The sequence below is a fragment of the Actinophytocola sp. genome (assembly GCF_050699935.1).
In the GTDB taxonomy this organism is placed as follows: Bacteria; Actinomycetota; Actinomycetes; order Mycobacteriales; family Pseudonocardiaceae; genus Actinophytocola.
Genome location: NZ_JBOHGB010000007.1, coordinates 1 through 21,493 on the forward strand (window position 1 = coordinate 1; position 21,493 = coordinate 21,493).

At 70.8% G+C, this 21,493-nt stretch carries 19 protein-coding genes and 1 pseudogene; 8 read left to right on the forward strand and 12 right to left on the reverse strand.

Annotation, left to right across the window (positions count from 1 at the left end):
• Nucleotides 1–193 precede the first annotated feature (193 nt).
• Nucleotides 194–397 carry a hypothetical protein gene (locus ACRDTB_RS04560; RefSeq protein WP_431428654.1) on the forward strand — a complete coding sequence of 68 codons (204 nt, stop codon included), beginning with the start codon at nucleotides 194–196 and terminating at the stop codon, nucleotides 395–397.
• Here the strand turns inward: ACRDTB_RS04560 and ACRDTB_RS04565 are convergent, their stop codons facing one another.
• On the reverse strand, nucleotides 398–1,420 hold the full coding sequence (locus ACRDTB_RS04565; RefSeq protein WP_431428655.1) for a TerC family protein: 1,023 nt from the start codon (nucleotides 1,418–1,420) through the stop codon (nucleotides 398–400).
• A 298-nt stretch (nucleotides 1,421–1,718) separates the two neighbouring features.
• Here ACRDTB_RS04565 and ACRDTB_RS04570 point away from each other — a divergent pair, with 298 nt between their 5' ends.
• The 4 genes from ACRDTB_RS04570 to ACRDTB_RS04585 all read left to right on the forward strand — a co-directional run bounded on the left by ACRDTB_RS04570 (nucleotide 1,719) and on the right by ACRDTB_RS04585 (nucleotide 7,829).
• Nucleotides 1,719–4,565 (forward strand): alpha/beta fold hydrolase, encoded by a 2,847-nt coding sequence (locus ACRDTB_RS04570; protein WP_431428656.1) that lies wholly within the window; start codon nucleotides 1,719–1,721, stop codon nucleotides 4,563–4,565.
• A 67-nt stretch (nucleotides 4,566–4,632) separates the two neighbouring features.
• Complete coding sequence (locus tag ACRDTB_RS04575) at nucleotides 4,633–5,592, forward strand: ABC transporter permease (protein ID WP_431428657.1); 960 nt, start codon at nucleotides 4,633–4,635, stop codon at nucleotides 5,590–5,592.
• Nucleotides 5,593–5,920: 328 nt separating this feature from the next.
• A complete protein-coding gene (locus ACRDTB_RS04580) occupies nucleotides 5,921–6,787 on the forward strand; it encodes a helix-turn-helix domain-containing protein (RefSeq protein ID WP_431428658.1) in 867 nt (288 codons plus the stop codon).
• A 25-nt stretch (nucleotides 6,788–6,812) separates the two neighbouring features.
• The gene (locus tag ACRDTB_RS04585; RefSeq protein ID WP_431428659.1) at nucleotides 6,813–7,829 is read left to right on the forward strand and encodes a hypothetical protein; all 1,017 of its coding nucleotides are present in this window, start codon (nucleotides 6,813–6,815) and stop codon (nucleotides 7,827–7,829) included.
• On the opposite strand, the gene ACRDTB_RS04590 is transcribed toward ACRDTB_RS04585, so the two are convergent.
• From ACRDTB_RS04590 to ACRDTB_RS04610, 5 genes are all read right to left on the reverse strand, one after another.
• Nucleotides 7,819–8,019 carry a DUF397 domain-containing protein gene (locus ACRDTB_RS04590; RefSeq protein ID WP_431428660.1) on the reverse strand — a complete coding sequence of 67 codons (201 nt, stop codon included), beginning with the start codon at nucleotides 8,017–8,019 and terminating at the stop codon, nucleotides 7,819–7,821. The two genes, ACRDTB_RS04585 and ACRDTB_RS04590, sit on opposite strands and share 11 nt — an antisense overlap.
• A 113-nt stretch (nucleotides 8,020–8,132) precedes the next feature.
• Nucleotides 8,133–9,335, reverse strand: a complete 1,203-nt coding sequence (locus ACRDTB_RS04595; protein ID WP_431428662.1) for a hypothetical protein — start codon at nucleotides 9,333–9,335, stop codon at nucleotides 8,133–8,135.
• A 229-nt stretch (nucleotides 9,336–9,564) separates the two neighbouring features.
• A complete protein-coding gene (locus tag ACRDTB_RS04600; RefSeq protein WP_431428663.1) occupies nucleotides 9,565–11,517 on the reverse strand; it encodes a VWA domain-containing protein in 1,953 nt (650 codons plus the stop codon).
• Nucleotides 11,514–12,926 carry a sigma 54-interacting transcriptional regulator gene (locus ACRDTB_RS04605; RefSeq protein WP_431428664.1) on the reverse strand — a complete coding sequence of 471 codons (1,413 nt, stop codon included), beginning with the start codon at nucleotides 12,924–12,926 and terminating at the stop codon, nucleotides 11,514–11,516. Before ACRDTB_RS04605 ends, ACRDTB_RS04600 begins: the two co-directional genes overlap by 4 nt.
• A 52-nt stretch (nucleotides 12,927–12,978) precedes the next feature.
• Nucleotides 12,979–14,202: a low temperature requirement protein A gene (locus tag ACRDTB_RS04610; RefSeq protein WP_431428666.1), complete on the reverse strand. Its 1,224-nt coding sequence runs from the start codon at nucleotides 14,200–14,202 to the stop codon at nucleotides 12,979–12,981.
• A gap of 48 nt (nucleotides 14,203–14,250) precedes the next feature.
• Between ACRDTB_RS04610 and ACRDTB_RS04615 the strand changes: the two genes are divergently transcribed.
• From ACRDTB_RS04615 to ACRDTB_RS04625, 3 genes are all read left to right on the forward strand, one after another.
• Nucleotides 14,251–14,742 (forward strand): YcxB family protein, encoded by a 492-nt coding sequence (locus tag ACRDTB_RS04615; RefSeq protein ID WP_431428667.1) that lies wholly within the window; start codon nucleotides 14,251–14,253, stop codon nucleotides 14,740–14,742.
• Between the two features lie 53 nt (nucleotides 14,743–14,795).
• A complete protein-coding gene (locus ACRDTB_RS04620) occupies nucleotides 14,796–15,584 on the forward strand; it encodes a hypothetical protein (RefSeq protein WP_431428668.1) in 789 nt (262 codons plus the stop codon).
• A gap of 147 nt (nucleotides 15,585–15,731) precedes the next feature.
• A complete protein-coding gene (locus tag ACRDTB_RS04625; protein ID WP_431428669.1) occupies nucleotides 15,732–16,310 on the forward strand; it encodes a hypothetical protein in 579 nt (192 codons plus the stop codon).
• Nucleotides 16,311–16,349: 39 nt separating this feature from the next.
• Here ACRDTB_RS04625 and ACRDTB_RS04630 read toward each other — a convergent pair.
• The 6 genes and pseudogenes from ACRDTB_RS04630 to ACRDTB_RS04655 form a co-directional block, all read right to left on the reverse strand.
• Nucleotides 16,350–16,466, reverse strand: a pseudogene (locus tag ACRDTB_RS04630) (VOC family protein); the annotation flags it as partial.
• Nucleotides 16,467–16,931: 465 nt separating this feature from the next.
• Nucleotides 16,932–17,951 carry a ferrochelatase gene (locus tag ACRDTB_RS04635; protein WP_431428670.1) on the reverse strand — a complete coding sequence of 340 codons (1,020 nt, stop codon included), beginning with the start codon at nucleotides 17,949–17,951 and terminating at the stop codon, nucleotides 16,932–16,934.
• Nucleotides 17,951–18,718 carry an enoyl-ACP reductase FabI gene (gene fabI, locus ACRDTB_RS04640; RefSeq protein WP_431428671.1) on the reverse strand — a complete coding sequence of 256 codons (768 nt, stop codon included), beginning with the start codon at nucleotides 18,716–18,718 and terminating at the stop codon, nucleotides 17,951–17,953. The genes ACRDTB_RS04635 and fabI overlap by 1 nt, the downstream gene beginning before the upstream one ends.
• Nucleotides 18,719–18,775: 57 nt before the next feature.
• Nucleotides 18,776–19,480 carry a 3-oxoacyl-ACP reductase FabG gene (gene fabG, locus ACRDTB_RS04645; protein ID WP_431428673.1) on the reverse strand — a complete coding sequence of 235 codons (705 nt, stop codon included), beginning with the start codon at nucleotides 19,478–19,480 and terminating at the stop codon, nucleotides 18,776–18,778.
• A gap of 114 nt (nucleotides 19,481–19,594) precedes the next feature.
• Nucleotides 19,595–20,587, reverse strand: a complete 993-nt coding sequence (locus tag ACRDTB_RS04650; protein ID WP_431428674.1) for a VWA domain-containing protein — start codon at nucleotides 20,585–20,587, stop codon at nucleotides 19,595–19,597.
• Complete coding sequence (locus ACRDTB_RS04655; protein ID WP_431428767.1) at nucleotides 20,587–21,486, reverse strand: DUF58 domain-containing protein; 900 nt, start codon at nucleotides 21,484–21,486, stop codon at nucleotides 20,587–20,589. Before ACRDTB_RS04655 ends, ACRDTB_RS04650 begins: the two co-directional genes overlap by 1 nt.
• Nucleotides 21,487–21,493 lie beyond the last annotated feature (7 nt).

Below are 21,493 nucleotides of genomic sequence, written 5' to 3' on the forward strand. Positions count from 1 at the left end.
ACATGGGCAGATCGGCGACAGGGTACAAAGTGGGCCGGGCCTCTGCTGGTCGTGATCATGATGTGGTGTCAAGATCATCTAGCAGAGGCCCGACCTATGCCCAACACCGGGATCAAGGACAGGCTCTTAGCGTCAGTGACGAAGGGTTGGTGAGCGGCATCACATCACCGGACAGAGCATCGAGAGGCCCACCATGAACACGAACGAGCACGAGAAGAGACCCCGCGTCTGGCTGGTCGGCACCACGCCGAACCCGACCGACCTGCCGACCGTGCGCGACATCCGCATGCGCACCTGGCAGCCCGGCGACGATGGTCGCTACCACTCCGCGGACGGCCGGCACCACGTGACGTGGACGGAGCTGAACTCGCGGTACGACCTCGTCGAGGTGGCCTGATCAGGGCTTGGACCGGTCCGCGGACTCGGCCGCCGCCACCGCCTCGCGGCGGTCGTCACGGCGGGTCTTGAGCAGGCTCGCCACCGCGGTGATCACCAGCACGCCCACGATCACCGACAGGGACACCGCGATGTTCACGGTCGGCACGTGCAGCGGCTCGCCGCCGTTGATGAACGGCAGCGCGTTGGTGTGCAGCGCCTCGAGGATCATCTTGACGCCGATGAAGCCGAGGATGACCGCGAGTCCGACCGACAGGTACACCAGCCGCTTGAGCAGCCCGCCCAGCAGGAAGTACAGCTGCCGCAGGCCCATCAGCGCGAACGCGTTGGCGGCGAAGACCAGGAACGGCTCCTTCGTGAGGCCGAAGATCGCCGGGATCGAGTCGACCGCGAACATCACGTCCGCCGACCCGATCGCGATCATCACGATGAACAGCGGCGTCGCGTACCGCTTGCCGCTGATCCTGGTGAATACCTTGGCGCCGTGGTAGTCCTCGGTGACCGGGAACAGCTTCCTGGACCACCGGGTGATCCGGTTCTCCTCGTAGTCCTCGTCCGAGTCCCCGCCGATGTTGGAGCGGGACAGCTTGACGGCGGTGTAGACGAGGAACACGCCGAACGCGTAGAAGACCCAGCTGAACTGGGCGATCGCGGCCGCGCCGATGGCGATGAAGATGCCACGCAGCACGAGCGCGAGCACGATGCCGACGAGCAGCACCTGGTGCTGGTGGATCGTCGGCACCGCGAAGGCCGACATGATCACCAGGAAGATGAACAGGTTGTCGACCGACAGCGAGTACTCGGTGATGTAACCCGCGAAGTACTCCCCGGCATGCGTGCCGTCCGCGAACATCCAGATGCCGATGCCGAACAGTACGGCGACCGCCACGTAGAAGGTCACCCAGCGGGCCGCCTCGCCGATGGTCACCTCATGCGGCTTGCGATCGACGATGATCAGGTCGATGGCAAGCAACACCAGGAGGCCGCCGATGGTGGCGAGCCACACCCACATGGGAACGTTCATTCACCGAACCTCCGGTCCGCAACGACGCGTCTGACCGGAGGTCTCTTCCGCCGGTCGGAACCGGCCGCCGACGCCGGGATCGGTGCTGGGCGATCCGTGTTGACGACATCGACGCGAAGGAATACTCCCCTCCACTGCGCTCATTGTCGCGTGCGCTCCGGAGACGCACCAGTCCAGGGTGGATGCGCTTGGTCACTTTCGTACGGAACGGACATTTCGGGCCGACTGGGCAGACTCTCAGCCACTCTCAGGAAGAGTCGCATACGGTCTCCTCGTGGCCCGAATCTCCCGCTCCCGCATGCGTTGGATCTTGGTCGTGCTGGCCGTCGCCGTCGTCGCGACCGGCGGCGTGGTCTGGCTCAACCGTGTCGACGAACCGCCCGCGGTCCACACCCGGGAGGAGACCCTGACCGGCGCCGGCCAGGGAACCAGGCTCGACTCGACCTTGTACGTGCCGGAGGAGACCCCCGCGCCGGCGATCATCGTGGCGCACGGGTTCGGCGGCAACAAGCAGAGCGTCGACGGCGACGCGCGTGAGCTCGCACAGCGCGGGTTCGTGGTGCTCACGTACTCCGCGCGCGGATTCGGCCGCAGCAGCGGGGAGATCGCGTTGAACTCGCGGGAGGCCGAGGTCGCGGACGCGAGCGAGCTGGTCAGCTGGCTCGCGTCACGACCGGAGGTGCTCCAGGACGGGCCGGACGACCCGCGGGTCGGGGTCACCGGCGGCTCCTACGGCGGCGCCCTGTCGCTGCTGCTCGCGGGCACCGACAAGCGGGTCGACGCGCTCGCGCCGACCATCACCTACAACGACCTGAGCCAGGCGCTGCTGCCGAACTCGGCCACACAGGGCCCGGTCCCGGCCACCCCGGCGGCCAACGCGGCCACCGAGAACGGCGTGTTCAAGCGGTCCTGGGCGGGCATCTTCTTCGCGGCCGGGGTCGGCGGCGCGGGCCTCGCCGACCCGTCGACCGACGCCATCGAGCCGGGCAACGAGGACGACGACGCGGACGCCCCGGTGAATCCGGGAGGTGCGCCGACCGAGGCCGACCCGTCGGGCGGAGCGCCGGCCGGCGCGGGTGGCGCGGGGCCCCGGCTCGACAGCGGCGACCCGTGCGGCAAGTTCCGCGAGGACTTCTGCCTCGCCTACGCCGAGGTCGCCACCACCGGGCGGGCCAGCCAGCAGACCGTCGACCTGCTGCGCTCGGTGTCGCCGGTCTCGGTGGCCGACCAGATCACCCAGCCGACGCTGCTCGTGCAGGGCGAGCAGGACACGCTGTTCGGACTCGACCAGGCCGACGCCACGGCGCGGCAGATCGACGAGGCGGGCGGCAAGGTCAAGGTCGTCTGGTACACCGGCGGGCACGACGGCGGCCAGCCGGGGCCGGACCTGCGTGGCCAGATCGCCGACTGGTTCGACTTCCACCTGCGCGGCCGTGGCGACGACCCGGGAACCGGACTCGAGTACGCGGTGCAGGGCGCGCTGCGGGTGCGGGGCGCGCCGTCGGTGCGCACGGTGTCGACCGACACCTATCCCGGGCTGGACGGCACGACCACGGACCGGCGGCAGGTGCGGGTCTACGGGCCGGAGCAGACGATCATCAACCCGCCGGGCGGCAACCCGGCCTCGGTCAGCAGCATGCCCGGGCTGGGCGCGATCATCGGCAGCTCGTCGCGGCTCGCGGGCCGGGTGGCGATCGACCTGCCCGGCCAGGCCGCGCGGTTCACCAGCCGGCCGCTGAGCTCGCAGCTGCTGATCGCCGGGTCGAGCACGGTCCGGCTGCGGGTGTCGGCCGTGCCGGGCGCGCCGGTGCCGCAGGGCGGCGCCGTGCTGTTCGCGAAGCTGTACGACGTCAGCCCGGACGGCGCGCGGCTCCTGCCCGGCTCGGCGGTCTCGCCGCTGCGGATCCCCTCCCTGCCCGCCGACGGGCGGCCGGTCGAGCTGACCGTGACGCTGCCCGGCATCGTCCGTCCTATCGAGACGGACCGGCGAATCGAGCTCGTCGTGAGCACCACCGACCAGGCGTACGCGACCCCGGCGCAGGCAGCGGCGTACCGGGTGTCGGTCGCGCCGAACGCCACGGTCGACGCGCCCGTGGTGGCCGGCACCCGGTCGGACACCGGCCTGCCGACCGGCCCACTGACCGGCATCGCCGTGGTCCTGGGCATCTGCGTGCTGGCCGGCATCTGGGGCGCGCTGCGGCGCCGCCGGTCGGTCGACTCGGACGCGTCGCTCGTCGACGTGCCACTGGTGATCGAGAACCTGTCGAAGACCTACCCGGGCGGCGTCACGGCGGTCGACGACCTGTCGTTCCGGGTCGAGCGCGGGCAGGTGCTCGGGCTGCTCGGCCCGAACGGCGCGGGCAAGACGACGGCCCTGCGGATGCTGATGGGCCTGATCAAGTCGACGGGCGGCGGCATCCGGGTGTTCGGCCACCGGGTGTACTCGGGCGCCCCGGTGCTGTCCCGGATCGGCTCGTTCGTCGAGGGGGCCGGGTTCCTGCCGCACCTGTCCGGGCGCGCGAACCTGGAACTGTACTGGGCGGCGACCGGGCGTCCGGTGGACAAGGCGCACTTCACGGAGGCGCTGGAGATCGCCGGCCTCGGCGACGCCGTGGACCGGCGGGTGCGCACGTACAGCCAGGGCATGCGGCAGCGGCTGGCGATCGCGCAGGCGATGCTGGGGCTGCCGGACCTGCTCGTGCTCGACGAGCCGACCAACGGGCTCGACCCGCCGCAGATCCACCAGATGCGCGAAGTGCTGCGCCGGTACGCGGCGGCCGGGCGGACGGTGCTGGTGTCCTCGCACCTGCTGGCGGAGGTCGAGCAGACCTGTGACCACGTGGTCGTGATGCACCACGGCCGCCTGGTCGCGGCCGGCCCGGTGGACGCCATCGTCGGTGGCGCGGGCGAGGCCACCTTCCGGGTCGACCGGCCCGCCGAGGCAGCGGAGGTCCTCCGCGCGGTCGACGGCGTGGAAGGCGTCGTGGTCGACGGCACCATGGTGCATGCCGATCTGGACGGCCTCCCCCGGGCCGACGCCCTGGCCACTCTGGTCCGGGCCGGCGTGGCCGTCGAACAGGCCGGCCCGCGCCGCCGCCTGGAGGACGCCTTCCTCCAGCTGGTCGGAGAGGAGACACGGGCATGAGCCACCCCGACTCGCCCGGCGCCGCCGACCGGCGCCCCACCGTCCACACCGCCGAGGAGGCAGGCCGATGAGCCCCCGCGACACGGCCGACGTCCAGGCCTACGACGAGCACGACGTGCACACCGACCCGGCGGCGCTGGAGGTGCTCGCCGAGGCGGCGGCACACGAGACGGTCGAGGTTGCGCCCGACGGGTCCGTGGTCGGCTACCGGGCGCGGCGAACCCTGCGGCTGCGGGTCGAGCTGATCCGGCAGCTGCGGCGGCGGCGAGTGCAGGTGACGCTCGGCTTCCTGGTGCTGCTGCCGTTCATCCTGTGGGCGGCGTTCGAGTTCGGCACCGACGACGGTGGCGCGCGCTCCGGCGGCTTCGTCGACCTCGCGACCCGCAGCGCGCCGAACTTCGTGGTGTTCGCGCTGTTCGCCACGGGCAGCTTCCTGCTCCCGATGATCGTCGCCTTGTTCTTCGGCGACACGATCGCGAGCGAGGCCTCGTGGTCGAGCCTGAAATACCTGCTGGCGATGCCGATCCCACGCCACCGGCTGATGCGCCAGAAGGCCGTGGCCTCCGCGCTGCTGTCCCTGTTCGCGATCACGCTGCTGCCGGCCGTGGCGCTCGGCGTCGGCGTCGTGTTCTACGGCACCGGCCAGGCCGTAAGCCCCACCGGCGACGCGATCCCCTTCGGCCAGGCGATGGTCGCGCTCGTGCTGACCATCTGCTACCTCGCGGTGCACCTGTTGTGGGTGGCCGGCGTGGCCCTGTTCCTCACCGTCTCGACGGACGCCCCGCTCGGCGCGGTCGGTGGCACGGTGCTGGTTGCGATCCTGTCGCAGATCCTCGACCAGATCACCGCGCTGGAAGGTCTCCGCAACTACCTGCCGACGCACTACGCGTTCGCCTGGTCCGACCTGATCTCCACCGACATCGACTGGTCGGACATGGCCGCCGGCGCGTTCTCCGCGGTGACTTACGGCGCTTTCTTCGGCCTCCTGGCCTGGCGCCGCTTCCGCACCAAGGACATCACCTCCTAACCGTCACTCGTGGACGACATGGGTTGAGCAGGCGGGAAAAGCGTCTCGTCCGCACTCGGCTGATCGGGCCTCGAACTCGCTCGGCCGGTGACGCACGCCGGGTGAGCAGATAGTGCCGCCTGCCTAGCCCCCGGGACCGCGCACGCCGCAAGCCCCCTCGGCGCGGCCTCGTCGTGCACGTCCGCAACCCCGTCGCTGAAAGCTGTCAGCGCGCTAGCTGCTAGCGTGCCGCCCATCAGTATGCCGCTCGCAGGATACGAGGTATCATGATGCAACATGGCGTCCTGCTAGTGGCACCTCACCACCATGCAGAAACGAGGACTCACCGATGGCACAGGGCGGCAGCCGTGTGATGCAACAGCGTCGACTCCGGTCCGAGCTTCGTCGACTACGGGAGTCGGCCGGCTGCACGCAAAAAGCCGCCGCGGCCGGGCTCGATTGGTCAATCTCGAAGATCATCCGAATCGAGACCGGCGCCGTGCAGGTGTCGAGCTCGGACGTCCGAGCCATGCTGCACTTCTACGGCGTCAGCGACCGGACCAAGACAGACGATCTACTCGCGATCACCCGCGCGAAGGAAGAGGCATGGTGGGACGCCTACCGATCGGTGTACCGCCAGCAGTTCCTCGACTACCTCGACTACGAGGACTCGGCGACACAAGTCCGGCAGGTCATCTCGTTCGTCGTACCCGGCTTGCTGCAGACCGAGGACTACATGCGAGCACTCTTCGAAGGCTTGAGCCACGACGAGGACTGGATCGAGCGCGCGGTTCAGGTGCGTACGCGACGCCAGCGGATCCTGGCACCCGAGGACGGCAAGCAGGCTTGGTTCATCATCGACGAGGCGGCGCTGCACAGGTGGATCGGCGGCCAGGAGGTGACGCGGCGGCAGTTCGACCACCTCAGGGAGATGGCGAAGCAGCCGAACCTCAGCATCCGAGTCGTGCCGTCCTCTGTCGGCATGCATCCAGGGATTCGGGCATCGTTCACAATTCTCGACTTCGCCTCCGACGACGAGGACACCATCGTCAGCATCGAGAACCCGGACGGCGTCGCGCTCATCAAGGACGACTTCGAGACCACGAGCGAGTTCGTCGAGCGCTTCTCGATTCTGGAGGACATCGCCACGCCGGAGGAGGAGAGCGACGCGGCGCTCAATGCCGTGGTCGACAGGATGCAGCTCGACACCCGGTGATGCGGGAGGGAGGTTCGGTCGTGCCATGACTCCATCAGCGAGTAGGCACAACCGCGACTACAGGGCCCAGCCACCAGCGGCCCTGGAGGAGTTCCCCCGGCCGCGGCGGCCAGAGCCGGCGAGGCACGGCCCGCCCACCATCGGGATCGTCACGGCGATACCGGAGGAGTTCGCTGCCGTGCGCGCATTGCTCAACACACCCGCGGAACGCGATGTGGTCGGCGATCCGGCGGCCTACGTGCTCGCATCGGTGCCGAGCAGGCGGACGGAGCGTGGACATCGTGTAGCCCTGACCCTGCTCGGCGAGACAGCCACGGACGCGGCGGCCGATGGTTGCACGCACTTGTTACGCAGCTTCCCGTCAATCGTCGCGGTCCTCATGGTCGGTATCGCCGCAGGCATCCCGAACCGCGATCAGCCCGAACGTCACGTCCGCCTTGGCGACATCGTCGTCGCCACCCGAGGCGTCATCGACTACGGCCACATCCGCAGCGCCGCCCATGGCGATCAGCAACGCCGCCAGTTTCCCCGCCCCTCCCCTCGGTTCGTGCGGTGCGCGGACATGCTGAACGCGGACGAACTGGGTGGCCTACGACCGTGGGAACAGTGGATCGGAACCGGTCGGCCTCCGAACCTCGTGCGGTACAGCAGGCCTCCGCGCCGCACCGACGTGCTGCGTGACAGCGCGGGCAACGAAATACCGCATCCGCGGCGGAACCTGAGCGGGCATCCCGCGAGCGGCATGCCCAAGGTGCACTACGGATCGATCGGCAGTGCGGACATCTCGGTGCGAGACGCAGCCACGCGTGACGAACTGGCCGCGCGGCACGGATTCCTCGCCGTGGAGATGGAAGGGGCGGGCATCGGTCGCAGCAGCTTCCTGAACGGCAAGGAATGGTTCGTGGTCCGTGGCATCAGCGACTACGGCGACGGCCACCGCGACGATGCCTGGCGCCGGTACGCCTCACTGACGGCGGCCGCGTACGTACGGTCCCTGCTCGCCAAATGCCTGCCACTCGAACACACCGTGGTCAGCGGCTGAACTTCTCGAGGAAGTCTTCCCAGCCTTCTCGCGGAAACGCCAGCGCAGCGCCAGATCGACTCTTCGAATCGCGAACGAGGACGGCGTGCCAGGAGACCGCGATCTCGAAGCATTCTTCTTGCTCGCTGGCGCTGCTCTTCCGCCAGACGAGCCCCGATGCGACTCTGCGACGCTCGCTGTGCTCGGCCATAGACACCCCAGGCTGTTGTGCTCAGGACCGAGAGTAACCGATCTACTCCGTGAATTCGTACCGCCGAGAGTCGGCTCCCCAGCTCAGCGCCCTGATCTGGGACCACGACATGGTCACAGCACGCGTTCGAGCGCGCCGTTGTCGAGCGTCGAGGTGAGCAGGGTGACCAGGCCCGTCAGCAGCGGGCCGGACGACGTCGTCGCGACGTAGTGCGGTGAGTCGCCGCGCTCGATGTGGACATCGGCCGTATTCATCAGGTACGGCGAGTACAGGATCATCGCGTCGGGGGAAGCCAGATCCACCGCTATAGCGGCGAAACCGGGAAATGCGCGCGACTGGTACACGTGCAGGCCGTCGGTCACGCTGCTGTGGCGTTCCTTGAACCGTCCGAACGCGACAATCGAGGACCGGATCTTCTTCGGCAGGTTCTCGTTGCGGTAGCGAGAAAGCGTCGCGGTCGCCTCGCATGCCGGGTCGAGCAGGACGGCCCGGTAGGTGCCACCCCGGGCGAGGAAGTCGAGCACCGTCTCCCGGTAACGCGCCGGCCGCTCAGTGGTGGTCATCGCACGCGAGCACGTGCGCAAGGCGGTGCCCAGGTCGACTACGTCCGCGCGCGCCGCCCGCACGAGCCGGGCCTTCTCCGCATGGCTTGGGCGCTGGGGCTGCGCGAAGATCGGGGTACTCCCGGCCAGACCGACCTTCGCCAGCCACGCGCGGCGGGCGTCCTGGGCGGAACCGCTCGGGGTCATCAGGTAGACCTTGCTGCCCTCGTAGTCACCGACCAGCTCGAACGCGTCCGCGTGTGGGCCGGCCACCTGGTGCACCGCCTCGGAGATCGTCAGGCAGTCCGGCGGGGTCAGCTCCTCCAGGTGCGCGGCGAGGTTGATCACCGGCGAGTGGATGGCACCCGTGCGCCCGTCGTCGGCGTTGCGGATCGTGCCCTTGTGGACGGCGACTCGCAGGCGCAGCTCTCCCTTCAGCTCGGTTCGGTCCAGGCCGGCGCGGACCTGGCGCAGGTCCACCAGCAGGATGTCGCATGCCGCGGTCAGCGCGACATCGCGGGCCACGCTCTCGTTCTCGTCGTGGACCGCGAAGATCCCGCCGTCGCCGCGCCAGGACCACAGCTCGGCGCGCGTGCAGCACCGCTGAGCCGCGGCCTTGCGTACCCGCGCCACGGCCCGTTCGCGCAGCAGGTCGAACGCGTGCGCCGCGCGGTCGAGAGGGTTGTGCCGCACGATGCTCGAGTACCCGGACGCATCGACCACGATCAAGTAGACGTTGTCGTACGTGTACCCCGGTTGGAACCCGTCGGCCATCGGCGCCCCCAGCGAGGTCGGTTGCCTCCAGGATCGCACCACGTCCCCGAGCCAGCGACCGCCTGGTGTCATTGATGTGCGCTCGGCACGGCCTTACCTCGCGGTGCGGCGCGAACCCCGGCCACCGTCCAAGGCTCGGCGATCAGGTTCCCGACAGCACTCGTTGCCTTCGTGGTCTTGTCAGTCGGTCCACGTCAGGCCGGGCACCGAACATGTCGGCGCGGGGGCGTCAGTGGCGGGACCGGCGGCTGTGCAGGTAGTTACCGACCACCGCGGCGCCCAGGCCGTCCAGGTCGGGGTTCACCACGCTCCCGCCGCTGCGCCGGGCGATCAGGTCGACGAACCGGGCCAGGCTCGGGTCCTCGCCCAGCATGAACACCGTGACCGACGCGCCCAGCTTCGCCAGCGCGTCCACCTCCGCCACGGTCTTGCGCAGCGTGGCCGGCAGCGGCGGGTAGTCGAACACCGCCTCGCCGTCGCGCTCCAGGTGGGCCGTCGGCTCGCCGTCGGTCACGACCAGCACCACCGGCTGCGCGTCCGCGTTCCTGCGCAGGTGGCGGCCGGCCAGCAGCAACGCGTGGTGCAGGTTCGTACCCTGCTCCCACACCCCCTCCAGGCTCACGAGCTCGGCCAGGTCCACCGACCGCGCGTGCCGACCGAACGTGATCAGCTGCAGCGCGTCGGTCCGGAACCGGGTGGTGATCAGCTGGTGCAGCGCGAGCGCCGTCCGCTTCATCGGCACCCAGCGGCCGTCCTGCACCATCGACCACGACGTGTCCACGCACAGCGCCACCGCGGCCCGGGCCCGCTGCTCGGTCTCCACGACCTCGACGTCCACCACGTCCAGCGACACCGGGCCACCCGTCGAGGCCGTGCGCAGCACCGCGTTACGCACGGTCCGCGAGGTGTCCCACGGCTCGGTGTCGCCGAACTGCCAGGGCCGGGTCGACCCCGTGGGCTCACCCGCGGCGCCCGCGTCCCGGGAGTCCCTCCGGCCCTGCCGGCGCGAGGCGCTGAGCACGTCGCGCAGGGCCGTCTGCCCCAGCCGGCGCAACGCCTTGGGCGAGAGGCGCAGCGAGCCGTCCGGTGCCCGCTCGAGCAACCCCTGCTCGCGCAGCTCCCGCTCCAGCTCGGCCAGCCGCCGCGCGTCGACCCCGGCGTCCTCGTCGAGCTGACGCTCCAGCGCCTCGACGTCGATATCCTCCAGCCGCGCGCCCGGGTAGGACTGCGCGAGCTGCTCGGCCAGCGCGTCGATCTCCGCCAGGTCGGCCATCGCCTGCGCGCCCTCACCCAGGCCGAGCGGTTGGTCGCCGCGGAAGCGGGCCGACCCGGTCCAGTCCTCCCCCGGCCGCAGCGCTCGCAGATTCGCGTCCAGCGACGCGACCTGCTCGACCAGCCGCGGGTCGCCGAACGCGCCGGCCATCAGCTCCGCCAGCTCCTCGCGCTGCTCGGCCGACATCGAGTTCAGCATCCGCTGCGCCGCGGCGGACCGCTGCGCCAGCGCGTCGATCAGCTCTTCGGTGTTGCGCGGGTTCTCCGGGAAGAACTCTCCGTGCTTGCGCATGAAGTCCCGGAACTGCTCGGTCGTGTCCTCGCCGCGCAGGTGGGACAGCAGCAGGTCGTTCAGGTCCGCCATCATCCGGCGGATCCGCTCGGTGTCCTCCGGCCGCATGTTCTGCAGCGCCTGCTTCATGCCCTGGAAGCGGGACTCCATCAGCTCCTGGCCCAGCAGGTCCTGGATCTTCCGGTACGACTCGCGCGCCTCGTCGGACCGCCAGTCGTACGCGGACAGCTCGCGCACCGCCGCCGCGGTCCCGGACGGCAGCGCGTCCAGCTGCGCCTCGCGGAACCGGGCGTCGTCGGACGGGTCGGGGAACAGCGCGGTCTTCTCGGCCCGCAGCGCCTCGTCCAGCAGCTCACGCACCTGCCGCAGCGTGCCGTCGAGGTTGTGCCGACGCTGGATCCGCGAGCGGCGTTCCCAAAGCCGCCGGGTCAGCTCGTCCAGACCGGAAGTGCCGCGGGTGCCGCGCCGCAACAGCTCCTCCAGCGCCGAACGCGGCGAGCGGCCGTCCATGACGTCCTGACCGATCGCGTCCAGCGCGTCCCGCAGGTCCACCGGCGGTGCCAGCGGGTCGGGCCCGTCGTGCCACGGACCGTAGTTGAAGCGGTCCGACGAGGTCACGGCCCGTACACCGTCATCCCACCGTTGTCCTCGGAGTCCTTGGCCAGCCGGCGCGCGAGGTACAGCGACTCCAGCGCGAGCTCGACCGCGGCGGCGATGCGGCCCGACGGGTCGTTCGGCCCGACGTCCAACCGCGCGGCGACCTCGTGCAGCACGGGCAGCTCCGGCAGCGCGCCGAGCACCTCCGCGCCCGGCACCCGCTCGCCGGTGGCGACCAGGTGCCCGTCGACCACTACGTCCACGAGGGGGCGCAGGTCGAGGCCGGCGAAGTGCGCCTTGGCGGTCTCGGCGACCGCCCGGCGCAGCAGGTGCGTCAGGTGCTCGGTCTCCCGGCCCTCCTCGCCCGACTCGAACTCGAGCTTGCCGCGCAGCACGCCCGGCACGGCCTCCAGGTCGATCGGCCGGGCGATCGGCGGGTCCTCCCCCACCAGCGCCGAGCGGCGCAGCGCCGCCGCCGACACGGTCTCCGCGGCGGCCACGGCGAACCGGGCGGACACCCCGGAACGCTGGTCGATCGCCGACGAGTCACGCAGGTTGCGCACGAACCGCGCGAGCACCTCCAGCAGCGGGTCGCCCACCTCCGCGATCAGGTCGGCCTCCTGCTTGATCACATCGATCTCGGCGGCCACGGTCAGCGGGTAGTGCGTGCAGACCTCGGCGCCGAACCGGTCCTTGAGCGGGGTGATGATCCGCCCGCGGTTGGTGTAGTCCTCCGGGTTGGAGGTGGCCACGAGCAGCACGTCCAGCGGCAGCCGCAGCGTGTAGCCGCGGACCTGGATGTCCCGCTCCTCCATCACGTTCAGCAGCGCCACCTGGATCCGCTCGGCCAGGTCGGGCAGCTCGTTGATCGCCACGATGCCGCGGTGCGCGCGGGGTACGAGTCCGAAGTGGATGGTCTCGGGGTCGCCCAGCGTGCGACCGGCGGCCACCTTCACCGGGTCGACGTCGCCGATGAGATCGCCGACCGACGTGTCCGGCGTGGCGAGCTTCTCCGCGTACCGCTCCGAGCGGTGCCGCCAGGCCACCGGCAGGTCGTCGCCGAGCTCCACCGCGCGGCGGCGGGACTCCGGCGTGATCGGGTCGAGTGGGTGCTCGCCGAGCTCGGCGCCCGCGATCACGGGCGTCCACTCGTCGAGCAGGCCGGCGATCGTACGCAGCAGCCTGGTCTTGCCCTGCCCGCGCTCGCCGAGCAGGACCACGTCGTGCCCGGCCAGCAGTGCCCGCTCCAGCTGGGGCCGCACGGTCCGGTCGAAGCCGACGATGCCCGGCCACGGGTTGCGTCCCTCGCGCAGCGCGGCCAGCAGGTTCTCGCGAATCTCAGTCTTGACGCCGCGCGGGTGGTACCCGCCCGCGCGCAGCTCACCCGCGGTGCGCGGGAGGCCCTCTGGTGCCCTCGCCTCTCCTGTCACCTTCCCGACGCTACGCAACCCGCGCCGGGCGGTCGACGTGGAGTCGCTCCAGCTACCCGGCGTGCACCTGGTCGTCGTCGTGCCGCAGCTGTCGGCGGTCGTCGGCGAACCGGAGCACCTCCGCCGTGTTCAGCGCGATCAGCGCCCCGGCCAGCACGCCGAGGGTCGCGAGCGCCGGAATGTTCGCCACGAGCGGAACCACGGCCACGAGCACGCCGACCGTGACCAGACGGAAGATCTTCAGCTTGCGGTAGCACCGGTAGGAGAACGCGACGAGCGCGAGCAGGTAGAGGGCGGTGCCGCCGTACATCGCCCACAGCGGCACGCCGTAGAGCGGGTCGGACAGCGTGTGGTGCTCGGTGTCGCCGACGTACTCGAGCACCTTCTTCAGGCCCAGCGCCACCAGCACGATGCCGCCCATCATCGGCAGGTGCAGGTAGGTGAACGCGGTCCGGGCCATCGCCACGCGATGCTCGCCGCGGGAACGGGCCAGCGAGCGCTCGCCGAGCAGTGCCGAGGTGTCGAAGTACACCCACCACAGGCTCGCCGACACGGACAGGCCGAGCGTCGCCGCCACGATGATGGGCCAGGAGATCGGCAGCTCGGTGACGCCCATGCCGATGGCCACGATCGACTCGCCGAGCGCGACGATCACGATCAGCCCATGCCGCTCCGCGAAGTGGCTCGCCGAGTTCAGCCGCCAGCCCCGCGAGCCGATGATCAGCGTGCCGCCGTAGTCGGCCACGATCGCGGCGACCCACAGCAGCAGCTGCGCGTCACCGGAGGTGTCCGCGGCGAGCAGCAGGAACGCGGTGCCGCCGACCATCGTGGGCGCGAACCTCGCGACCTGCCGGTGCAGCCCGGCGTCGTCGCCGCTGATGATCCAGAACAGGACCAGGTGGGCCAACCGCAGCACGAGGTAGCCGATCGCGAACACGGTGGGGCCGGGCAGCCCGCCGGGAAGGTCCTCGAAGGACTCCGGAATGGCCAGTGCCAGCAGGAACATCGAGGCCATGGCGACCAGCATGGTGACCCGTGCCCAGCCCTCGTCTGCTTTGACCACATTGGACAGCCAGGAGTAGCCGACCCAGCACCACCACACGACCGCGATCAACAGCGCACCGCGCAGCAGACCGCGCCCGGTCACGTCCGCGGCCATCAGCGCGGTGACCTGGGTCAGTGCGAACACGAACACCAGGTCGAAGAAAAGCTCTAGGGTCGTGGCGGTGTTCGCTTCCCGTACCCGCTCGACCCGAACCCGTGCGGGATGTGTCATGTGCCTAGTTTTGCCCACGAACGGCCTGGTGTGGAGGGTGACACGAGGATGTCGGACGAGCAGCTCGAACTGCGGTGGGACCCTCGGCCCGGCGACTGGGGCGACGCGCTGCGCGCCGTCACGCCGCTCTACCGGTGGTCACCGTGGTTCGCCACGGCGCTCACGACGTTCGGTGCGGTGCTGGTGGTGCTCGGGACGCTCCCGGCCGGCATCTTCGGGATGGTCTTCGGGCTGATCATCGCGCTGCTGCCGGTGCTGGACGTGTACATCTCGTTCCGCCGCAACCCGGTGGCCGCCGCGACGGTGACCGCGACCGCCGACGAGTCCTCGATGCGGATGATGACCATCGACGGCACCGCGTACACGGATCTGCGCTGGTCGTCGCTGGCCGGATGGCTGGAGACCAACCGCAGCTTCGTGCTGCGCACCGGCGAGTCGACCTCGCTGTTCCCGGTGCCCAACCGCGCGTTCGGAGCCCAGGAGGAGCGCCGCCGCTTCCGCGAGCTGCTCGAACGCCAGGTGGGCCCCGAGCGACGTTGATCAAACGGGGCCACCCCGAACGGGTGGCGGTCGTGATCGCGTAATCTGCGTCCGTGTCATCCCCCAGCGTGACAATGGCGGTGTGGTCGTCGGCGTGGCTGAGCGGCGCCGCCGCCGCCGACGACGTGCTCGATGCCCTGCAAGACTGGGCCGAGCTGCACGAGGTCGTCGCCGTGGACGAGAACCTCGCGGCGTCCCTGGAGATTCCCGTGCGCGGCGAGCCAGGCGGCGTGCCGACCGTGTTGCTCGCCGCGTTGCGCCGGGCCGGCGTCGACGGCGGGCGGCTGGTGATGCCGGCGCCCGGTGACGTCCGCGGGCTCGGCGGCGCGAGCGCGTTCGCCACCGAGGCGGTACGGGCCGGCGAGGCGGTCGTGCTGAGCAACCTGGGCGTCGTGCCGGAGCGAGTCGCGGAGGGGATCGTCCGGTGGGCGGTCTTCGAGGTCGCCCAGGCCACCCCGCCGCCGAACGTGCCGCTGGGCGAGGCGGAGCACGAGCTGACCGGTGCCATGCGGGTGGCCGCGGGGATGCTCCTCGAGCTCGGGGTCGCCAAGCAGCGGACCGGTGTGCGAGAGGAGCTGCAGGCCAGGGTCGCCGAGCGGACGAAGGCGCGCTGGCCGGCCGGCATGCCGCAGCGGGCCCTGCGGGTACTGCAGCGGGCAGCCGAGGTGTCGGCGATCCTGGGGCTGGCGATGGAGGACGAGCCGGGTGGCGCACTGTCCGCGTCCGCGGCGCTGAAGCGTGCCGAGGCGCTGCGCCCGCTGTTCTCGGCAGTGCGCACGGCCAGGTGCGCGGCGGTGGCCGACGCGGTGCGCGCCCTCTCCGACCACGCGGGACGCCTTTAACGCCTGTTTCGTGGATCATCGTGTGAGGTCTTGGTCCGACCAAACGTAACCTCAGGGGACCGTGACGGCACTCAGCCACAATCAACCGCACGTCCGCACTGTTCCCTGGAACGCCACCAACACTTTGAATTCCGGGGAGGCGGGCTAGTGCTGATCGAGAAGCGACTGCACGCCGGGATCCGCGACGGGTCGATCACCGTGATGTTCCGGCGGTGGCGGCGCCGGCAGGTCACCGCCGGCAACGTGTACCGGACGCCGGCAGGCCGGATCGTCGTCGAGTCCGCGAACGAGGTGTCACCCACGCGGATCCGGCACGTGGACGCGCTGGCGGCCGGGTACCGCACGGTCGCCGAGGCGGTCGCCGACCTGCGTGGCGACGAGACCGACCCGGTGTACCTGCTGCGCCTGCGCTACGTCGACGAGCCCGACCCACGCGACGTCCTCGCGAACGACACCCATCTGTCCACTTCGGACATCGAGGAGATCACCCGCCGCCTCACCCGGCTGGACCGTGCCGCCGCGCACGGACCCTGGACCGAGGAGACACTCGACATCATCCGCCGCCGCCCCGCGGTCCGCGCCGGCGACCTCGCCACCGAGCTGGGCCGCGAGACGCTCCCATTCAAAGTGGACGTTCGCAAGCTCAAGAACCTCGGTCTGACCCTCAGCCTGGAGCGCGGCTACCGCCTCTCCCCACGCGGCGAGGCCTACCTACGCCTGCGTTGACCCCCGCCCGGGCCGGGTCAAATCGTGGGAGTGGCCGGTTCACTCGTTCTCGTCGCGACTGAGGCAGAAGGGATGCCCGGCCGAATCCAGCAACACGCGGACATGCTCCTGCGGTCGGTGGTCGGCGAGCGTGGCTCCGAGCGCAATGGCGTCGGCGACGGCGGAGTTCGAGGTCTCCTACCTGGAAATCGAAGCGCACCATGGTGCGCCGCCACCCCTCGGCCGGAGGCCACCCGGGCGGCACGTAGCCTTCCGCCTGCTGGGAGACGAGGTAGATCGACCCCTGGGGCGCCGCGACGATGGCGGTGCCAGGCTCTTGATGGCCTATCAAGCTGCCGGCGTGTCGCCGAGTACTCGTTGATCACGTTGGTGTGATCATGCCCTGTCGTGCCGGGCCGATTGAATGGACCGTTCAATCGGCTGGGGGTCCCCCGAATTCAACGCTACGCGGCCGCACCGACGTGTCGGCTTCTCGGCGCGGGACTGTGGACAAGTCGACCGATTGAACGGTCCATTCAATCGCCGGGGGTCCCCCCGATTTCAACGCTACCGGAAGGGACCGACAGTCTCGATGAGACAGCGGCAGGACGTAGCGGAGGCCGGCGAAGGTCGGTGGGCGGGTCAGCGCCGCGGGGGTTCGCAGCAGTGGTCCGCGCACGGGGCGCCGTTCACCGTGCGGCCCGCGGCCGGGAACGACGACAGCTTCCGGACCGGTGCGCCCGTGAGATGTTCCCGCACCAGCTCGACCACCAGCTCCGCGAAGCGCGGGTCACCACTGGGTGCCGCGGCGCGCGCGAATCCCATGCCGTGCACCGCCGCGCGTTCGCGAGCCTCCGTGTCCAGGTCCCACACGACCTCCAGGTGGTCGCTCACGAACCCCACCGGGCACACGACCACGGCCGGCACCCCCTTGGCCGCCAGCACGTCGACGTGGTCGAGGATGTCCGGCTCCAGCCACGGCACCCGCGGCGGACCGGACCTGGACTGCCACACCACGTCGTAGTCGGCCACGCCCAGTTCGGCGGCCACCAGGCGCGCGGCCTCGGCCACCTGCCGCGAGTACCGGCCCCCACCCTCGTCGGGCGGGCCGGACGCGGCGTCCGCCGCCAGCGGGACCGAGTGGGCGGTGAACACGAGCCGGTGGTCGGCCAGGCCCGCGGCCGCCGAGCGCACCGCGTCCGCGAACGCGCCGACGAACAGCGGGTGGTCGAAGAAGTGTCGCAGCTTCACCAGGTCCGGCGCGTCCGCGCCGACCGACGCCCGGGCGCGCGCGATGTCCTCGTCGTACTGCCGGCACGCCGAGTAGCCACCGTAGGCACTCGTCGGGAACACGAGCGCGCGCCGCACACCGTCGGCGGCCATCCGCGCCACCGTGTCCTCGACCATCGGGTGCCAGTTGCGGTTGCCGAAGTACACCGGCAGCTCGATCCCGTGGCGCGCGAAGGCCTCCGTGACCGCCGCCATCGCCGACCGGTTCAGCTCGTTGATCGGCGACACGCCGCCAAACGACTGGTAGTGCGCCTCGACTTCATCGAGTCGCGAAAGCGGCACGCCCCGGCCACGGGTCACGTTCTCCAGGAACGGCCGGACGTCGGCGGGCTTCTCCGGGCCGCCGAACGACAGCCACAGCAGCGCGTCCACTACTGGCCCGTCGCGTGGACCCCGCCGTCCACCATGATCATCGAGCCGGTCGTGGCGGGCAGCCAGTCCGACAGCACGGCGCAGATCGTCTTCGCCACCGGGGTGGCGTCCTCGGCGTCCCAGCCCAGCGGCGCGCGACCGTCCCAGCCGCTCTCCAGCTCGGTGAAGCCGGGGATCGACTTCGCGGCCATTGTCTTCAGCGGCCCGGCGGAGACTAGGTTCACCCGGATCCCCCGCGGGCCGACGTCGCGCGCCAGGTACCGGTTCACCGACTCCAGCGCCGCCTTGGCCACGCCCATCCAGTTGTAGGCCGGCCACGCCACCCGCGCGTCGAAGTCCATGCCCACCACCGAGGCACCGCGCCCGAGCAGCGGCAGCAGCGCCCCGGTCAGCGACTTGAACGAGTACGCGGACACCTCGAGCCCGACCGACACGTCCTCGCGCGGCGCGTCCAGGAACGGCGCGCCCAGGCACGACGGCGGCGCGAAGCCGATCGCGTGCAGCACGCCGTCCAGCCCGTCCACGTGCTCGCGTACCCGGTCGGCCAGAGTGTCCAGGTGCTCCTGGTTCTGCACGTCGAGCTCGAGCACCGGTGGCGGCGTCGGCAGCCGCTTCGCGATCCGCTCGACCAGGCTCATCCGGCCGAACCCGGTCAGCACCACGGTCGCACCCTGCTCTTGCGCGACCTTCGCCGCGTGGAACGCGATCGAGGCGTCGGTGATCACGCCGGTGATGAGCAGGCGCTTGCCCTCGAGCAGACCGGTCACGAGCGTCCCTCCTGGATGGTCGGCGAGCATGGCGGGCACCAGTCTGTCAGCACCGCGTCAGTGGCCCATCCCGAGCCCGCCGTCGACCGGCAGCACCGCGCCGGTGATGTAACCGGCGGCGTCCGACGCGAGGAAGGTCACCGCGGCGGCGACCTCGTCGGTCCCCCCGTACCGGCCGGCCGGGACCTGGCTCAGAATCGTCTCGCGCCGCTCGTCGGACACCGCTTCGGTCATCTCGGTGCTGATGAACCCCGGCGAGACCACGTTCGCGGTGATGTTGCGGTTGCCCATCTCCCGCACGATCGACCGGGCCACGCCGACCAGCCCGGCCTTGCTCGCCGCGTAGTTGACCTGCCCCGGTCCCCCGGTCATGCCGACCACCGACGAGATGAAGATCATCCGGCCCCAGCGTGCCTTGAGCATGCCACGGCACGCGCGCTTGGCCACCCGGTACGAGCCGGTCAGGTTGGTATCGAGCACCCGGGTGAACTGCTCCTCGGACATCCGCATGAGCAGCGTGTCATCGGTGATGCCGGCGTTGGACACCAGCACCTCGACCGGTCCCTGCGCGTCCTCGACCTCCTTGAACGCGGCGTCCACCGCGGCGGTGTCGGTGACATCGCAACGCACGCCGAACATGCTCTCCGGCGGTGGCTTCCCCCGGTAGGTGACCGCGACCTTGTCCCCCCGCGCCTCGAACGCGCGCGCGATCGCGAGCCCGATCCCCCGATTACCTCCGGTGACCAGCACTGAACGTCCCACGCACACTCCTCGACAGCCCCGGGAACCCTATGCGGCCACCAGGGTATTCGGTCCGCCGTGACCGCCCGCGCCGGACTCTGCCGAGTCGTCAGCCGAGCCGCCGACCTGCCACCGTCAAGGCAATCTTTGCCCGATCACCAACGCGCTTCCGGCGGCCATCAGGGCGGCGAGCGTGCCGAGCACGAGCCACGGTCTGCTCGCGTCCGCGTCCTTCGTCTCGTACCCGATCTGCTCGCCGAGCGTGTCGTAGACCTTGTGCAGCTGGTCAGCCGACGCCGCCTTGTAGAACTCGCCGTCGGAGAGCCTGGCGATCTCCCGCATCGACTCGTCGTCCACCGGCACCGGTTGTGTCTTGCCGTCGATCGTGACCTGACCGCTCTCGGTGCCGAACGAGATCGTGGACACCGGGATCTTCTGGTCGGCCGCCGCCCGCGCCGCGGTGAACGCACCGCGCGGGTCGTTGCCGTCGTCGGTGGGGATCGTCTGCTTCCCGTCCGTCATCAGCACGATCCGTGCCGGGGGCGCGCCCTCCACGCCGCTGACGACCTGCGCGAATCCCTCGATCGCCTGCAGCGCCGCGAAGATCGCCTCGCCGGTCGCGGTCGACTCGGCCAGCCTCAGGTTGTCGATCGCCTTGGACACGCCCTCCCGGTCGGTGGTCGGCGACACGAGCACGGTGGCCGTGCCGGCGAACCCGATCAGGCCGAGGTTGATGCCCGGGGTCAGCCCGCTGACGAACTCCTTCGCGGCGTCCTGCGCGGCCCGCAGCCGGGTCGGCCGGACGTCGGTGGACTCCATCGACAGCGACACGTCGATCACCAGCATCACGGTCGCCCGGTTGCGCGGCACCCGCTGCTCGGCGGTCGGCCCGGCCATCGCGGTGGTCAGCAGTATCAGCGCGATGACCAGGACGATGGCCGGCACGTGCCGGATCCAGCCCTGCCGCTTGGGCATGACCCGCTCCAGCAGCGCGAGGTTGGTGAAGCGCATCATGCGCTTGTGCCGCATCCGCTGCACCATGATGTACCCGACCGTGATCGCCGCGACGACGACCAGCAGGAGGAACCACCAGGGCGCGGTGAAGTTGCGGAAGCTCAGGTTCAGCATCAGGCCACCCCTCCCCCCGACCACCGCCGCTTGCGGGCGACGACGAAGCGGACGGTGTCGGCGATCCAGTCGGAGTCGGTGCGCAGGACCAGGTGCCCGCCGCCCGCCCGGCGGATCGCCGCCGCGACCATGGCCCGGTGCTCGGTAGCGGCCGCGGCGAACTCCTTGCGCAGCAAGGCGGACGCGTGCACCTCACGCTGCCGGCCGGACTCCGGGTCGGCGAGCACCACGGTGCCGACCTCGGGCAGGTCGATGTCGCGCGGGTCGAGCACCTCGATGGCGAGCAGGTCGTGCCGGGCGGACAACGCGCGCAGCGGGCGCTGCCACTCGACGTCACCCAGGAAGTCGGAGATCACCACGGCGAGCCCGCGCCGGCGCGGCGGGCGGCGCAGCTGCTCGATGGCGTCGGTGAGGTCGCCGCGTACGCCCTCGGGCGCCCGGGGCGTCTCGGCGATCTTGCGGACGAGGCCGCGGGCGTGCGCAAGGCCGCCGCGGGCCGGCTGCCGAATCGTCTTCTCGCCGGTCGCGATCACCGCGCCGAGCCGGTTCCCGCCGCCGCCGGTGAGGTGCGCGACCGCGGCGGAGGCGGCCACCACGAGGTCACGCTTCTCACACGCGGCGGTGCCGAAGAACAGGCTGCCGGACAGGTCGACGACCATCCAGGTCTCGAGCTCGCGGTCGGCCACCGTCTCGCGGATGTGCGGCACCGTGGTGCGCGCGGTGACCGCCCAGTCCATCCGGCGCACGTCGTCGCCCGGCTGGTAGGTGCGAGCCTCACCGGGTTCGGTGCCGGGCCCGGGCACGAGGCCGAGGTGGTTGCCCTGCAGCAGCCCGTCCAGCCGGCGGCGCACGTCGAGCTCCAGCAGCCGCAGCCCGTGCTCCATCCGCTCGCCCTGCATGATCGGC